This is a genomic window from Rhodococcus sp. NPDC056960 (genome assembly GCF_042674125.1).
Taxonomy (GTDB): domain Bacteria; phylum Actinomycetota; class Actinomycetes; order Mycobacteriales; family Mycobacteriaceae; genus Rhodococcus_F.
On record NZ_JBHURF010000021.1, the window covers coordinates 18,738 to 33,587 of the forward strand.

Below are 14,850 nucleotides of genomic sequence, written 5' to 3' on the forward strand. Positions count from 1 at the left end.
GTTTCGCGGATGAGGCGAATCCGTATCGGCGGTGTCACGAATCGTGCGCGACCTGCGATCCCCGGCCGCGACCCCGGCGAACCCGCAGGGGGCACCGCATACTCGGGAACGAAAGTGCAAGGATGGTGAGCGACGGGGGTCGCAGGTACTCCCGCGTCTATCTCGTGGTGAAAGGGACGCACGTGTCGTATCTGCTTCGCGTCCAGCTCCCCGACCGTCCCGGTAGCCTCGGCTCTCTCGCCGTCGCCCTGGGCTCGGTGGGTGCTGACATTCTGTCGCTCGACGTGGTGGAACGGGGTGCCGGATTCGCCATCGACGACCTCGTGGTCGATGTCGAGCCGGGATCGCTCCCCGACACCCTGATCACGGCCGCCGAGAATCTGCCCGGCGTCACCGTCGACTCGATCCGGCCGTACGCCGGAATCCTCGACACCCACCGCGAGCTCGAACTCATCGACCAGGTCGCGACGGCCACGGACGATCGGCTGCAGGTCCTCGTCGACGGGGCCCCGCGGGTGCTCCGCGTCGGCTGGTCCGTGGTCGCCGATCTCGGCCCGCACGGCGCCTACCGCGTCGTCGGCAGCTCAGGGGCACCCGAGACCCACGCCACCGACATCCCGTGGATGCCGCTGGAGAAGCCCACCGCGCTCGACGGCGAGGGCGACTGGGTGCCGCAGGTGTGGCGCGACATGAACACCACCCTCGCTGCGGCCCCGCTCGGCGCCACCGGCCGCGTGCTGATGCTCGGCCGCCCCGGTGGTCCGGAGTTCCGCCCGTCCGAGATCGCCCGGCTCGGCTACCTCGCCGGCATCATCGCGACGGTCCTGAGCTGACGTCCGTTCCCCGCCCGGGTCGCCGGGCGGGGTTCCGCGTCAGACGAGTTCGCGGACCAGCACGGTCAGTTCGACACCCGGCACCGGGACCCAATTGCGTTCGGGCACAGGAAGAAATCCGTTGCGGTCGTAGATCCGGCGCGCATCCTCCATGTCGGGCTGCGTCGACATGACGACCGCGCGGTCGCCGCGGTCGTAGGCCGTGTCCAGCACGTGCCGCACGAGCGCGGTGCCGACGCCGGCACCCCGCGCGTCGGGTGACACGGCGAGCATCCGGAATTCGAGTTCACCTGGTTGCGCGACGTCGGCATACGGCGACTCCGGCTCCGCGATCGTGACGGAACCCACGATCTGGCCGTCCTGCAGCGCCACCCGCACGTCCGCGCGCTCCGCACGCTCGGCGGTGTCGCGCAACCGGAGCGTGTACGGATCGTGGGACTCCACGAATCCACCGCCCACGTAGGCGATCACCGTGAGGTCGGCGACGGCCTCGTAGTCGTCCGGCGTCGCATTCCGAATCTCGATCATGTCCAGCACTATGGCAGGGACAGCTCACGCCGCCCAAAACAGAGGCGTGAGGCTCCGATCACACCCCGGGATCCGAGACCGCGTCCGGTCCCCCCTCGAGCAGTCGGCGGAACCCGTCCTCGTCGAGGACCGGCACACCCAGTTCGACGGCCTTGTCGTGCTTCGAACCGGGCGATTCGCCGACGACCACGAACGCCGTCTTCTTCGACACCGACCCAGCGGCCTTGCCGCCCCGCACGAGAATCGCCTCCTTCGCCTGGTCGCGCGAGAACGTCTCGAGCGAACCCGTGACGACGATGGACAGTCCCTCCAGATTGCGCGGAATCGATTCGTCGCGTTCGTCTTCCATCCGCACACCGGCGGCCGACCACTTCTCGACGATCTGCTGGTGCCAGTCGACGCCGAACCATTCGGCGACGGCGGCGGCGATGGTGCCGCCCACCCCGTCCACCGCCGCAAGTTCCTCGACGGAGCTCTCCCGGATCCGCTCGAGCGACCCGAATTCGCCGGCCAGTGCACGCGCCGCCGTCGGCCCCACGTGCCGGATGGACAGCGCGACCAGCACCCGCCACAGCGGCTTGTCCTTGGCGGAATCGAGATTGTCGAGCAGGCGCCTGCCGTTGGCCGACAACCCGCCCGCCTTCGTCCGGAAGAGCGACGTCTCGAGCAGGTCCTCCTCGGTGAGCGAGAACAGGTCGCCCTCGTCGCCGATCGCCTTGGCCTCGAGGAGGCTCGTGGCGGCCTCGTAGCCGAGAACCTCGATGTCGAACGCACCGCGGCCCGCGACGTGGAACACGCGTTCGCGGAGTTGCGCGGGGCAGTACTGCTGGTTGGGGCAGCGGATGTCCGCGTCGCCCTCCTTGGCGGGCGCCAGGACCGTGTTGCACTCGGGGCAGTGGGTGGGCATCACGAACTCGTACTCGTCGCCCGTCCGGGCGTCGACCACCGGACCGAGGACCTCGGGGATCACGTCACCGGCCTTGCGCAGCACCACCGTGTCGCCGATCAGCACACCCTTGCGTTTGACCTCGGAGCCGTTGTGCAGGGTGGCGAGGGAGACGGTGGATCCGGCGACCGTGACCGGTTCCATGTAGGCGAACGGCGTGACCCGGCCCGTACGACCGACGTTGACCCGGATGTCGAGGAGCTTGGTGGTGGCCTCCTCCGGGGGGTACTTGTACGCGATCGCCCACCGCGGGGCCCGCGACGTCGACCCCAGCCGGCGTTGCAGCGACGTCTCGTCGACCTTGACCACCAGACCGTCGATCTCGTGCTCCACGTCGTGCCGGTGCTCGCCCCAGTACTGCACCCGATCCACGACGGCGTCCGCACCGGTGACGCGGGCCGTGTGGGTCGACACCGGCAGACCCCACGCCGCGAGCGCGATGTAGGCGTCGTACTGGGAGACGGGCTCGAATCCTTCGCTCCGGCCGAGGCCGTGGCAGATCATCCCGAGACGCCTGCGGGCGGTGACGGCCGGATTCTTCTGCCGCAGCGACCCGGCCGCAGAGTTCCGCGGATTCGCGAACGGCGCCTTGCCTTCCTCGACGAGCGCCGCGTTGAGGGCCGCGAAGTCCTCGAGCCGGAAGAACACCTCACCCCGCACCTCGAGGAGCGCCGGAACCGGGTATTCGTCTGTGCCGGTAAGCTTTTCCGGGATGTCGTCAATGGTCCGCGCGTTCAGCGTCACTTCTTCGCCGGTGCGGCCGTCGCCCCGCGTGGCGGCCCGCACGAGACGACCGTTCTCGTACACCAGGTTCAGCGCGACCCCGTCGATCTTCACCTCGCACAGGTAGTGGAGGTCCGGCCCGGTCTCCTGCTCCACCCGGCTGATCCAGGTGCGCAGTTCGTCGGTGGCGAAGACGTTGTCGAGGCTCAGCATCCGCTCGAGATGATCGGCTGAGGCGAAGTCGGTGGCGAAACCGCCGCCGACGAGCTGTGTCGGCGAATCGGGTGTCCGGAGGTCGGGGTACCGGTTCTCGAGGTCGTTCAGCTGGCCCAGCAGCGCGTCGAACTCCCCGTCGGAGATGATCGGTGCGTCGCGGACGTAGTAGCGGAACTGGTGCTGCCGCACTTCCTCGGCCAGCTCGTTCCAGTGCTCCCGCTCGTGTCCGGGGGCCGGGGTCGGGGCTTCGGTCGATTCACTCACCACCGAAGATTAACCGGTCCGGCCGACAGCGAACGACGGACTCAGAGTGATTCGGGGTCGTCGTTGAACGCGCTGCTCACCTCGGCGCACGACTTCAGCGCCTCCCTGCTCCAGGACGCGCCCGCGCCCGCGAGTCCGCAGGCGGGCGTCACGGCAATCTGGGTCCGCAGCGTGGTACGCGGGAATCCGAGGCGATCGATCAGCGTCACCGCAGGTCGGGCCAGGTCGCGCCAGGTGGCGGGGACGGCGGGTGCGGCGGTGGGGACGAGCCCGAGGGCGAGCTCCTTGCCCGCGTCGAGCAGCTCCCCGATCCCGTCCAGGTCGGCGGCGGTCAGTTGTGCCACGTCCAGACCGACCGCTCGCGCGCTGCTGCGCCGCAGGAGGTCGGCGGGAAGATCGCCTGAACAGCAGTGGATCATCGTGACCCCGCCCGATCCGGTGAGGGTGGCCTCGAGCACCGCGAGCGCCTCCGGTTCCGGCATCGCCTGCACGGTCTCGAGGCGGGTGCGTCCGGACAGTGTGCCCGCGAGCACGGCGGGCAACCGCGGCTCGTCGAATTGGATCAGCACCTGCGTACCGAGGCGACGGGTGACCTCGGCGGAGTGCCGTGCGAGTCCCTCACCCAGCGATTCGGCGAAATCCCGCACCGCACCGGGGTCGGTGAGCACACGCCGGCCGGTGCCGAGTTCCACTTCGGCCGCGAGCGTGAGCGGGCCCACCGACTGCACCTTGACCACGTGATCGGCGCCGACGAGGCCCGCGGTCTCCCACGCCTCCTCGAGCGCGTCGAGGTCCTGGTTCAGCAGGTCGGCTGCACGCTTGGCGACGGATCCGCGCCGTTGCACCACACGGTAGGCCGTCGTGGACACGTCCAGTTGCAGATCGACGAGCAGGGCGCAGGCGCGGCCGATCATGTCCGCGCCGAGCCCGCGGGCGGGAAGTTCCACGAGGTGCGGGAGGCGGCCGAGTTCGCCGAGAACGATCGTGGCGGCTTCCCGAGGATCCGTTCCCGGCCACGAGCCGACGCCGGTGACGGCTCCGGCCAGTGAGATCGCCTGCGTCACTGCGCGTTCGGACGCGCGTCGGTACCCGAGATGGTTCCGCTGCCCAGCACGATGTCGCCGGCCGGGTCGGTCCGGTAGAGGACGACGGCCTGCCCCTTCGCGACACCGGTGAGTGGTTCACGCAACGCGATACGGATACCGCCGTCGACCGCTTCCGCGACCGCCTCGGCGAGTCCGCCGTGCGCGCGCACCTGGACGGTGCATTCGACCGGCCCGGCCGGCGCACTCCCGGACGTCCACACGGCGCGGTCCGCGACGATCGCGTGGACGTCGAGGTTGCGGGCGGAACCGACACGGACGGTGCCGGTTTCGGGCTCGATCGACGTCACGTACCGCGGCTGCCCGTCGGCGGCGGGACCCTGAACACCCAGGCCCTTCCGCTGCCCGATCGTGAACCCGTGCACGCCTTCGTGTTCGGCGAGTACCTCACCGGAATCGGCGTCGACCACGCTGCCCGGACGGACACCGATCCGGGCGCCGAGGAACGCGCGGGTGTCGCCGGACGGGATGAAGCAGATGTCGTGGCTGTCGGGCTTGTTCGCCACTGCGAGGCCGCGTTCGGCGGCCTCCTCCCGGATCCGGTCCTTCGGGGTGTCACCGACCGGGAACATCGCCCGCGACAACTGCTCGGCGGTGAGCACACCGAGCACGTACGACTGGTCCTTGTCCGCGTCGACGGCCCGGCGCAGCACGCCGTCCTCGAGCTGCGCGTAATGGCCGGTGGCCACCGCGTCGAACCCGAGAGCGATCGCACGATCCGCGAGGGCGGCGAACTTGATCTTCTCGTTGCACCGCAGGCACGGGTTGGGGGTTTCGCCCGCGGCGTAGGACGCCACGAAGTCGTCGATCACGTCTTCCTTGAATCGGTCGGCGAAATCCCAGACGTAGAAGGGAATTCCGAGTACGTCCGCGGCACGACGGGCATCACCGGCGTCCTCCTTGGAGCAGCAGCCCCGGGACCCGGTCCGCAGCGTGCCCGGCTCCGCGGACAGCGCGAGGTGCACACCCACCACGTCGTGCCCGGCAGCGACTGCCCGGGCCGCCGCCACGGCGGAATCGACACCGCCACTCATGGCCGCCAGTACTCGCATCAACGATCCCCTCCACGTGCTCCGACACCGGCGAGCCCGGCGGCGCGGGCCCGCTCGACAACTTGCGGCAGTGCCGCGACGACTGCATCCACATCCGCGACCGTCGACGTGTGCCCCAGCGAGAACCGCAGCGATCCCCGCGCGGTCGCGGAATCCACGCCCATCGCGATCAGGACGTGGCTCGGGCGGGCGACACCGGCGGTGCACGCCGAACCGGTCGAACACTCGATCCCGGCGGCGTCGAGCAGCATCAGCAGCGAGTCGCCTTCACAGCCGGGGAACGTGAAATGGGCGTTGCCCGGCAGCCGGGCGCTGCCGGTCGGCCCGTTCAGCACGGCACCGGGGACGACCTCGGCGACGCGCTCGATCAGGCGGTCACGCAGGACGGTCAGTTCCGCTGCCCGTGCGGCGAGATCTTCGGTCGCGTCCCGCAGCGCCGCCGCCATGCCGACGACACCCGCCGTGTCCGGGGTGCCCGACCGCAGGTCGCGTTCGTGCCCGCCGCCGTGCAACAGCGGCACGCACGGCACCTGCCTGCCGAGCAGCAGCGCACCGACGCCCTGCGGTCCGCCGACCTTGTGCGCGGCGATGCTGAGCGCGGACAGCCCGCTCGCCGCGAAGTCGACGGGGACGTGGGTGACAGCCTGTACGGCGTCGCTGTGCATGGGCACGTCGAACTCGGCGGCGACTTCGGCGAGTTCGTCGATCGGCATGATCGTGCCGACCTCGTTGTTGGCCCACATGATCGTGACCAGCGCGGTCTCGTCGGCATGGATCGCGAGTTCGTCACGCAGCGTCTGCGGGGACACCCGGCCCAGCTCGTCGACCGGCAACCACGTGACCTGCGCGCCCTCGTGCTGCTCGAGCCACTCGACGGCGTCGAGGACGGCATGGTGCTCGACCGCGCCTGCGAGGATCCGCACCCGTGCGGGATCGGCGTCGCGCCGCGCCCAGAAGATGCCCTTGACCGCGAGGTTGTCGCTCTCGGTGCCGCCGGAGGTGAAGATGACCTCGGACGGTCTGGCGCCGAGATCCGCGGCGATGGACTCGCGTGCCTCCTCGATGCGACGGCGGGCGGCGCGTCCGGAACCGTGCAGCGAGGACGCATTGCCCACGGTCGCGAAGATGTCGGTCATCGCCCGGACGGCCGCAGGCACCATGGGAGTGGTGGCTGCGTGGTCCAGGTAGACAGGGCGATCGGCACTGCGGGCAGAGGTCATGACGTGACCAGGATAGCTCAGGCCACGAGACGCTCCGCCGCCTCGATGCCCGCAGCAGCCGTCGCGGGTGCGCCCTGCAGCGGATCGATGATGTCGTGCGCTGCGAGATCGATCCGTTCGGTGCCGCGGGCCGCACGCTCACATCGCTCGGCCAGATCCCGGCGGGACTCCCCCGGAAACTCGATCGGGGCGAGCCGGACCTCCGCCGTGACACCCTTGTGCCGGATGATGCGCCGGATCGACTGCCCGATCGTCTCCTCACCCACGAAACACGGCCCGGTCGTCAGTTCCCCGCCTCGCGCGGTGTACCGCAGCGAGATCGGCTGGACCGGGCATTCCGCATCGATCGCCGCCTGGAACAGCGCAGGCCGGAAGCCGCCGTAGGCCCGCCCGCACCACGTGGTCCCCTCGGGGAACACCACGACCCGTTCGCCGGCCCTCAGCCTGCCGGCCGTCGTCGCGACCGTGCCCGGAAGCGCCCGCAGATTCTGCCGTTCGATCGGGACGACCCTCATCCGCCGCGCGAGCGATCCCAGAACCGGCCAGTCCAGCAGATCCCCGCGGGCGACGAAGTTCGCCGGCGCGAGGGCGCTGAGTACCAGCACGTCGGTCCAGGACACGTGGCCCGCGACCACCAGGATCCCGCCGGAGTGGCGGCGCTTTCCGCGGTGGTCGACGACGACGAGTCGAATTCCCACGCAGCGCAACAGGATCGCCGCGTATCGCCGCTGCAGACCGGTCCGCCACGACCGGGGCAGCAGCCAGCCCGCGGTCAGCAGCGGCGCCGTGGCCAGGGCCGACATCACCAGGAACCACCGGGCGGCGACGGTGGGTGCGGACACTCCGTCCGCCTCGGCCGGCAGGCATCCCGCGCCGCACGGACTAGCCGGCATCCAGGAATGCGCCGTCGCCGCCCCCGTCCCGGTCACCGCGGTGCTCACGCCGGCGCCCCGGCCTCGAGCGTGGCCGACGCCGAGCGCAGACGCTCGAGGTACCGCTCGTTGGCGCCGTGCAGTCCCTGCAGAGCAACGAAATCGGCGACACCGAACTCCGGATCGTGCGCCGGCTCGCCGCACACCTTCGCGCCGAGGCGCAGATAGCCCCGCAGCAGCGGCGGCAGCGAGGGCCGGGCGGGCGGCTCGATCTCGTCGAGGGAGCGTCCGCCGACGAACACCGGATTCCGGGGCACGGCGCGCGCCGCCGGATCGTTGGCGTGCTTGCGGAGCAGCAGGTCGCGCACGCCGCGCACGTTGGAGCCCGCCACCGCGTCCGGATGATCCTGCATCGGCACCGAGACACAGCCCATGACCCATTCGTATCCGGTCAACTGCAGGTAGTGAAGGATTCCGGCCCACATCAGACTGAGGACCGAACCGGAGCGGTGGTCGGGGTCGACGCACGCCCGGCCCATCTCCACGATGCGGTTGCCGACGGGGTCGAGTGCGGAGATGTCGAATTCGGTGGCGGTGTAGTAGCCGCCGGCCTGCGCGGCGGCGTCGGGCGGGAGCATGCGGTAGCAACCGACGAAGTTGCCGGTCTCTTCATGGCGGACGAGGAGGTGGTCGCAGAAGTCGTCGAACCGGTCGGCGTCGAGGGCGTCCGCGTGAGCGGGGACGGAGAAACCGGGTTCGGAGGCGAACACTCGATAACGCAGACGCTGGGCTGCCACGCGATGTTCGCGGTCGGAGGAGACGACCAGGGAGTATCTGGGCGCGGTCACAACAGAATCGGCGGTCTCACTCGGTGCGCGGAGAACAGACGAAGTTGTCATGGCGCAGGTTTACCGAGCAGGGGCGGCGTGGGGGCATCGGCCGGGTGTCGTGTCGATGCAGCCCGGATGAACGACGAACGATACGACGACGGCCCCGCTCCCCCGGAAGGGAACGGGGCCGCCGTCGGCCGAGAGATCAGCCCTTGTGGGTCTTGACCGCCTCGGTGAGCTGCGGAGCGACGTTGAACAGGTCGCCGACGATGCCGAAGTCGGCGATCTCGAAGATCGGGGCTTCCTCGTCCTTGTTCACGGCGACGATGGTCTTCGACGTCTGCATACCTGCGCGGTGCTGGATGGCACCGGAGATGCCGAGCGCGATGTACAGCTGCGGGGAGACCGTCTTACCGGTCTGACCGACCTGGAACTGGCCCGGGTAGTAACCCGAGTCGACTGCGGCGCGCGACGCACCGACAGCGGCACCCAGCGAATCGGCGAGTTCCTCGACGACGGCGAACTTGTCGGCGCTGCCGACACCGCGGCCACCGGAGACGACGACCGTCGCCTCGGTGAGCTCGGGGCGGTCGCCACCGACGATCGGATCACGCGAGGTGATCTTTACGGCGCCCTCGTCCTGGGCCGGAACCTCGACGGAAACCTTCTCGCCCGCACCTGCTTCGGGCTTCGCCTCGATGGCACCCGGACGGACCGAGATGACCGGGACGTCGCCGTTGGCCTTGGCGTCGACGGTGAACGCGCCACCGAAAATGGAGTGGACGGCGCTGCCGTCGGACTTCACGTCGACGACGTCGACGAGCAGGCCGGAGCCGATACGGGCAGCAAGACGTCCGGAGACCTCCTTGCCCTCGACGCTGGCGGCGGTGATGACCGCGGCCGGCGCGGCCGACTCGACGAGCGACGCGAGCACGTCGACCTTCGGGGTGACCAGGTAGCCGTCGATGTCGTCCGACTCGGCGACGTAGATCTTGGCCGCGCCTGCGGCGGCGAGGCCCTCGGCCAGCTTGTCGGCGGTGCCGGCGGGACCGGTGACCACTGCGGCCGGCTCACCGAGCGCGCGGGCGGCGGTGATGAGTTCGGTGCTGACCTTCTTCAGTGCACCCTCTGCGTGCTCGACGAGCACCAGTACTTCTGCCATGTCTAACTCTCCCTGTATGTGTCTGCTGGTCTGTAGAGGGGCGCGATCAGATGATCTTCTGGCCCACGAGGTAGGCAGCGATCTTGCTGCCGCCGTCGCCTTCGTCGACGATGCGCTCACCAGCGGTACGCGGGGGCTTGGGGGTGGAGGCGGTGACGGTGGTGCCCGCGTTGGCGACACCGACGGTCTCCGGGTCGACACCCAGGTCTGCCAGCGAGTAGACGAGAACTTCCTTCTTCTTCGCGGCCATGATGCCCTTGAAGGAGGGGAAGCGGGGCTCGTTGATCTTCTCGGTGACGCTGACGATGGCCGGCAGGCTCGCCTCGAGGCCGAAGACGCCCTCGTCGGTCTCACGCTCACCGGTGACGGTGCCGTCGGTGACCGTGAGCTTGCGCAGCTGCGTGAGCTGCGGAATGCCCAGGTATTCGGCGATGATGGCCGGGACCGCGCCGACGCGGCCGTCGGTGGCCTCGTTGCCGGCGATGATCAGGTCGGCCGGCTCCTCGTTCTCGAACGTGATCTGCCCGAGCGCCGCGGCCAGGGTCCACGCGGTCTGCACCGCGTCGGAGCCGTGGAGGGCCGGGTCGTTGATGTGCACAGCCTTGTCGGCACCCATGGACAGGGCCTTGCGGATGGCGTCGGTGGCGCGGTCCGGACCTGCGGAGAGAACGGTCACCTCGCCGCCCTGAGCCTCCTTGATCAGGAGCGCTTCCTCGACGGCGCGCTCGTTGATCTCGTCGAGCACGGCATCGGCGGCCTCGCGGTCAAGCGTGTAGTCACCGTCGGTCAGCTTGCGCTCGGACCACGTGTCGGGGACCTGCTTGATCAAAACAACGATGTTCGTCATGGGTCTTCGTCGACCTCCTGTGTGTTCTTGCGTGGTTATCGTGAGTTGCTCCGCATGGGCCGAGCTCTCGTCTTCGATATTTCGTCGCACGAGTGCTGTGCGACAGATTACCCCACGCTAAGTTACCCGTCGGTAACTTGCGTGAAAGTCTCGTTCACCATAACGGCCGAAAGCGCATTTCATCCCTGTGATGTAGACCACCTGGACGAGCGACCTTGCCGTGGGCACTAACCTCGCACCGGTGAGCGAATCATTTGTCGGCGACCGCGCGGACGCACCGCTGCCCTCGTCCGGTCACGAGCACTCGTCATCGACCGGGGACGAACACCTGCCCCTCACGGGCGAGCGGACCGTGCCCGGAATCCCCGAGGAGAACTACTGGTTTCGGCGCCACGAGGTGGTCTACCGCGACCTCCTGTCCCGCTGCGCCGGGCGCAGAGTTCTCGAGGCCGGATCCGGAGAAGGCTACGGCGCCAACATGATTGCCGATGTCGCGCAGCACGTCACCGGCCTCGACTACGACATCTCCGCGGTCGAACACGTCCGTGTGCGGTACCCCCGCGTCGAGATGCTGCACGGCAACCTCGCGGAGCTTCCGCTGGCGGACGCGTCCGTCGACGCCGTCGTCAATTTCCAGGTGATCGAACACCTCTGGGATCAAGCGCAATTCCTGCGCGAATGCTTCCGGGTGCTGACCCCCGGAGGGGAACTGCTCGTCAGCACACCCAACCGGATCACGTTCTCGCCGGGCCGCGACACACCGCTCAATCCGTTCCACACCCGCGAACTCGACGCCGCCGAACTGACCGAACTTCTCGAAGAGGCCGGATTCACGGTGGCCCTCATGACCGGCGTCCGTCACGGCGATCGGCTGAAGGCCCTCGACGCCAAGCACGGCGGCTCGTTCATCGGCGCACAGATCGACCGCGCTCTCGCCGGTGAGCCCTGGCCCGACGAGCTGGCGCGCGACGTCGAGAGCATCACCGTCGACGATTTCGTACTGCACGAGGGCGACATCGACGACAGCCTCGACCTGGTGGCCGTCGCGGTGAAGGATCCTGTTCGGTGACCGAATCCGACAACCGCACCGGAGCGGGCGACGCGACGGAGCCGGGCATGTTCTGCCTGGTCCTGCACTCCCACCTGCCCTGGCTCGCCAACCACGGCCGGTGGCCGGTCGGCGAGGAGTGGCTGTACCAGTCGTGGGCGGCGTCGTACCTCCCGTTGACGGCGATGCTGCGGCGGCTGTCCGACGAGGGCCGCTCACGCCTGCTGACCCTCGGGATCACGCCCGTTCTCGCAGCTCAACTGGATGATCCGCACTGCCTTGCCGGGATGCACCACTGGCTCGGCAACTGGCAGATCCGCGCGCACGAGGCCGCCGGGATGCCCGACGACGCGCACCGCGACCTCGGTGCGCGCGAACACCGCGCCTCCGCCGCCGCACTCGCCGACTTCGAACTGCGGTGGCGTCACGGCGGCTCCCCGGTCCTGCGCGACCTTCTCGACCGGGAGGCGTTCGAACTGCTCGGCGGCCCACTCGCCCACCCGTTCCAGCCGCTGCTCGACCCGCGGCTGCGTGCCTTCTCGCTCCGTGAGGGACTCGCGGACGCCGCAGCCCGATGGAACTGCACGCCGACAGGTATCTGGGGGCCCGAATGCGGGTACACCCCCGGCATGGAGACCGGATACGCGGAGGCGGGCGTCCGCCACTTCATGGTCGACGGGCCCGCCCTGCGCGGCGACACGTCACTCGGCCGGCCCGTTCGCGAGTCCGACGTCCTCGCGTTCGGGCGCGACCTGATGGTCAGCTATCGCGTGTGGTCACCGAAGTCCGGCTACCCCGGCCACGGCGCCTACCGCGACTTCCACACCTACGACCACGCGACCGGCCTCAAACCCGCCCGGGTCACCGGCCGCACGGTCGACTCGGCCGGCAAGGCGCCGTACGACCCCGAACTCGCCACCGCCGCGGTCGACCGGCACGTGGCCGACTTCGTCGCCACCGTCCGCACCCGGCTACGCGACGAGTCCGCGCGCATCGGGCGGCCCGCGCTCGTGGTCGCCGCATTCGACACGGAACTGTTCGGGCACTGGTGGCACGAGGGTCCCGAGTGGCTCGAGAAGGTGCTGCGCGCGCTGCCCGAGGCCGGAATCCGGGTCGGCACACTCGACGACGCCAGGCGGCAGGGTTACGTCGGCGCACCCGTCGACCTCGAGAACTCGTCGTGGGGATCCGGCAAGGACTGGCGGGTCTGGGCCGGTGACCAGGTCTCCGACCTGGTGCAACTCAACACCGAGGTGGTCGGGACGGCCCTCGACACCGTCGACAAGTCCCGGGATGCCGACGCCGCACCGGGACGTCCCGCGCTCCGGAACCGTGTGAACGATCAGATACTGCGTGAGGCCCTCATGACGGTGTCGAGCGACTGGGCATTCATGGTCAGCAAGGACTCGGCGGCCGGATACGCCCGCGACCGCGCGCACAAGCACGCGCACGCCACCCGCGAGATCGCCGCCGCCGCGTCGGCGGGCAAGGACGCGGCCGCGACTCGGCTCGCGGAGGGATGGAACCGCGCCGACGGCCTGTTCCCCGGGCTCGACGCGCGGCGTCTGCCCGCCGGGGACCACCGGCTGCCGGGCACCGAGGGAGGGGCGTCGTGAAAATTCTGATCGTGTCGTGGGAGTACCCACCCGTCGTGGTCGGCGGTCTCGGCCGTCACGTGCACCACCTGGCCACCGAACTCGCGGCGGCCGGACACGAGGTGGTGGTGCTGTCGCGGCGGCCGTCGGGCACCGACGCCTCCACTCACCCCACCGTCACCCACATCGAGGACGGCGTCCTGGTGGTCGCGGTCGCCGAGGATCCCGCTCATTTCGTGTTCGGCGAGGACATGCTGGCGTGGACTCTCGCGATGGGACACGCGATGGTGCGGGCCGGTGTCGCCCTGCACAAACCGGGTGTCGGGGAGGGGTGGCAGCCGGACGTGGTGCACGCCCACGACTGGCTCGTCGCGCACCCGGCCATCGCGCTGGCCGAATTCTACGACGTCCCTTTGGTTTCCACGTTGCACGCCACCGAGGCCGGGCGGCACAGCGGCTGGGTATCCGGCCGGATCAACCGCCAGGTGCATTCGGTGGAATGGTGGCTCGCCAACGAATCCGATGCTCTCATCACGTGTTCCGCGTCGATGGAGGACGAGGTGACCACGCTCTACGGTCCGCAGCTCCCGCCGATCACGGTGATCCGCAACGGAATCGACGTCACCACCTGGAATTTCCGTGAGCGCGCGCCGCGGTCCGGACCGCCCAAACTGCTGTTCGTCGGCCGCCTCGAATACGAAAAGGGCGTGCAGGACGCCATCGCAGCACTCCCCCGGATCCGCCGCAGCCACCCCGGGACGACACTGTCGATCGCCGGCGAGGGCACCCAGTTCACCTGGTTGTATCAGCAGGCCCGCACCCATCGGGTGGCACGCGCGGTGAACTTCCTGGGCACCCTCGACCACATCGAGCTTCTCGGCTGGCTGCACGGCGCCGACGCCATCGTCCTGCCCAGCCGGTACGAACCGTTCGGCATCATCGCGCTCGAGGCGGCCGCCGCCGGAACGCCGCTCGTCGCGTCCACCGCGGGCGGCCTCGGGGAAGCGGTCGTCGACGGCGAGACGGGCATGTCGTTCCAGCCGGGCGACGTCACCGGTCTCACGTCCGCGGTGCGGGAGGTCCTCGACGACCCGGCCGCGGCGCAACAGCGCGCCCTGGCCGCCCGCGACCGTCTCACCGCGGATTTCGACTGGCACACGGTGGCCGAGGACACCGTCCACGTCTACGCGGGCGCCAAACGCCGTGTGCGGCATCCGCTGGCGAGGCCCGAGATCCCCGAGCGCCCACTTCCCGGCCGCTGACCGGGCGAACGTACCGTTCGGCGCATCCGTGGCGCCGGACGGTACATTCGCCCCAGTCCCCCAGTCCCCCAGTTGCCCCGGTCGCCTCAGTTGCCGCGGGCGCGGCGGATCCGGATAGGACCCCGCGCCGACGCCGGATCCACCACGTCGCCCTTCTGCGTGATCTCGACCTCCCCCGCCTCGACCAGTCGCCGGGCGGCCACCCGCACGGGTTCCATCAGCGGTCGCCAGTCGTCCGGCGCGACGGCGCGCGCGACGTCCGACGGGCAGATGCTCGCACCGTCCGCCCGGGCGTCGAGCAGAGTCCCGATGGCGTTCTCCAATTCGCGTTCGGACGCGGTCATGGATC

General features: G+C 69.8%; 14 protein-coding genes. 4 read left to right on the forward strand and 10 right to left on the reverse strand.

What is annotated here, in order from left to right:
- Positions 1-182: 182 nt before the first annotated feature.
- Positions 183-833 carry an amino acid-binding protein gene (locus ACFTWF_RS29610; protein ID WP_378464827.1) on the forward strand — a complete coding sequence of 217 codons (651 nt, stop codon included), beginning with the start codon at positions 183-185 and terminating at the stop codon, positions 831-833.
- 39 nt (positions 834-872) lie between these two features.
- On the opposite strand, the gene ACFTWF_RS29615 is transcribed toward ACFTWF_RS29610, so the two are convergent.
- The 9 genes from ACFTWF_RS29615 to ACFTWF_RS29655 all read right to left on the reverse strand — a co-directional run bounded on the left by ACFTWF_RS29615 (position 873) and on the right by ACFTWF_RS29655 (position 10,596).
- Positions 873-1,361 (reverse strand): GNAT family N-acetyltransferase, encoded by a 489-nt coding sequence (locus ACFTWF_RS29615; RefSeq protein WP_378464689.1) that lies wholly within the window; start codon positions 1,359-1,361, stop codon positions 873-875.
- 58 nt (positions 1,362-1,419) lie between these two features.
- Positions 1,420-3,510, reverse strand: a complete 2,091-nt coding sequence (gene ligA, locus ACFTWF_RS29620; RefSeq protein WP_378464690.1) for an NAD-dependent DNA ligase LigA — start codon at positions 3,508-3,510, stop codon at positions 1,420-1,422.
- A gap of 41 nt (positions 3,511-3,551) precedes the next feature.
- Positions 3,552-4,574: a methionine synthase gene (locus ACFTWF_RS29625; RefSeq protein WP_378464691.1), complete on the reverse strand. Its 1,023-nt coding sequence runs from the start codon at positions 4,572-4,574 to the stop codon at positions 3,552-3,554.
- Positions 4,571-5,665 (reverse strand): tRNA 2-thiouridine(34) synthase MnmA, encoded by a 1,095-nt coding sequence (mnmA, locus tag ACFTWF_RS29630; protein WP_378464692.1) that lies wholly within the window; start codon positions 5,663-5,665, stop codon positions 4,571-4,573. The genes ACFTWF_RS29625 and mnmA overlap by 4 nt, the downstream gene beginning before the upstream one ends.
- Entirely contained in the window at positions 5,665-6,885 is a 1,221-nt protein-coding gene (locus ACFTWF_RS29635) for a cysteine desulfurase family protein (RefSeq protein WP_378464693.1), read from the reverse strand. Before ACFTWF_RS29635 ends, mnmA begins: the two co-directional genes overlap by 1 nt.
- A 17-nt stretch (positions 6,886-6,902) precedes the next feature.
- Positions 6,903-7,778, reverse strand: a complete 876-nt coding sequence (locus ACFTWF_RS29640) for a lysophospholipid acyltransferase family protein (protein WP_378464694.1) — start codon at positions 7,776-7,778, stop codon at positions 6,903-6,905.
- Between the two features lie 44 nt (positions 7,779-7,822).
- A complete protein-coding gene (locus ACFTWF_RS29645) occupies positions 7,823-8,656 on the reverse strand; it encodes a GNAT family N-acetyltransferase (RefSeq protein ID WP_378464695.1) in 834 nt (277 codons plus the stop codon).
- A 136-nt stretch (positions 8,657-8,792) separates the two neighbouring features.
- Positions 8,793-9,749, reverse strand: a complete 957-nt coding sequence (locus ACFTWF_RS29650; RefSeq protein WP_378464696.1) for an electron transfer flavoprotein subunit alpha/FixB family protein — start codon at positions 9,747-9,749, stop codon at positions 8,793-8,795.
- Positions 9,750-9,795: 46 nt separating this feature from the next.
- Positions 9,796-10,596, reverse strand: coding sequence for an electron transfer flavoprotein subunit beta/FixA family protein (locus ACFTWF_RS29655; protein WP_185729121.1), 801 nt, complete (start codon positions 10,594-10,596; stop codon positions 9,796-9,798).
- A gap of 241 nt (positions 10,597-10,837) precedes the next feature.
- On the opposite strand from ACFTWF_RS29655, the gene ACFTWF_RS29660 reads away from it, so the two are divergent.
- From ACFTWF_RS29660 to ACFTWF_RS29670, 3 genes are read left to right on the forward strand one after another with little or no spacing between them, the layout of a single operon-like run.
- Positions 10,838-11,665: a class I SAM-dependent methyltransferase gene (locus tag ACFTWF_RS29660; protein ID WP_378464697.1), complete on the forward strand. Its 828-nt coding sequence runs from the start codon at positions 10,838-10,840 to the stop codon at positions 11,663-11,665.
- Positions 11,662-13,260 carry a 1,4-alpha-glucan branching protein domain-containing protein gene (locus ACFTWF_RS29665; protein ID WP_378464698.1) on the forward strand — a complete coding sequence of 533 codons (1,599 nt, stop codon included), beginning with the start codon at positions 11,662-11,664 and terminating at the stop codon, positions 13,258-13,260. Before ACFTWF_RS29660 ends, ACFTWF_RS29665 begins: the two co-directional genes overlap by 4 nt.
- Positions 13,257-14,501: a glycosyltransferase family 4 protein gene (locus ACFTWF_RS29670; RefSeq protein ID WP_185729118.1), complete on the forward strand. Its 1,245-nt coding sequence runs from the start codon at positions 13,257-13,259 to the stop codon at positions 14,499-14,501. Before ACFTWF_RS29665 ends, ACFTWF_RS29670 begins: the two co-directional genes overlap by 4 nt.
- Positions 14,502-14,587: 86 nt before the next feature.
- On the opposite strand, the gene ACFTWF_RS29675 is transcribed toward ACFTWF_RS29670, so the two are convergent.
- Positions 14,588-14,845, reverse strand: a complete 258-nt coding sequence (locus tag ACFTWF_RS29675) for a DUF3253 domain-containing protein (protein ID WP_378464699.1) — start codon at positions 14,843-14,845, stop codon at positions 14,588-14,590.
- Positions 14,846-14,850 lie beyond the last annotated feature (5 nt).

Bases quoted from the DNA above. Each gene is read 5' to 3' on its own strand.
- ACFTWF_RS29615 (WP_378464689.1), bottom strand. From the start codon at position 1,361: ATGATCGAGATTCGGAATGCGACGCCGGACGACTACGAGGCCGTCGCC.
- mnmA (WP_378464692.1), bottom strand. From the start codon at position 5,665: ATGCGAGTACTGGCGGCCATGAGTGGCGGTGTCGATTCCGCCGTGGCG.
- ACFTWF_RS29635 (WP_378464693.1), bottom strand. From the start codon at position 6,885: ATGACCTCTGCCCGCAGTGCCGATCGCCCTGTCTACCTGGACCACGCA.
- ACFTWF_RS29640 (WP_378464694.1), bottom strand. From the start codon at position 7,778: ATGCCGGCTAGTCCGTGCGGCGCGGGATGCCTGCCGGCCGAGGCGGAC.
- ACFTWF_RS29645 (WP_378464695.1), bottom strand. From the start codon at position 8,656: ATGACAACTTCGTCTGTTCTCCGCGCACCGAGTGAGACCGCCGATTCT.
- ACFTWF_RS29650 (WP_378464696.1), bottom strand. From the start codon at position 9,749: ATGGCAGAAGTACTGGTGCTCGTCGAGCACGCAGAGGGTGCACTGAAG.
- ACFTWF_RS29655 (WP_185729121.1), bottom strand. From the start codon at position 10,596: ATGACGAACATCGTTGTTTTGATCAAGCAGGTCCCCGACACGTGGTCC.
- ACFTWF_RS29675 (WP_378464699.1), bottom strand. From the start codon at position 14,845: ATGACCGCGTCCGAACGCGAATTGGAGAACGCCATCGGGACTCTGCTC.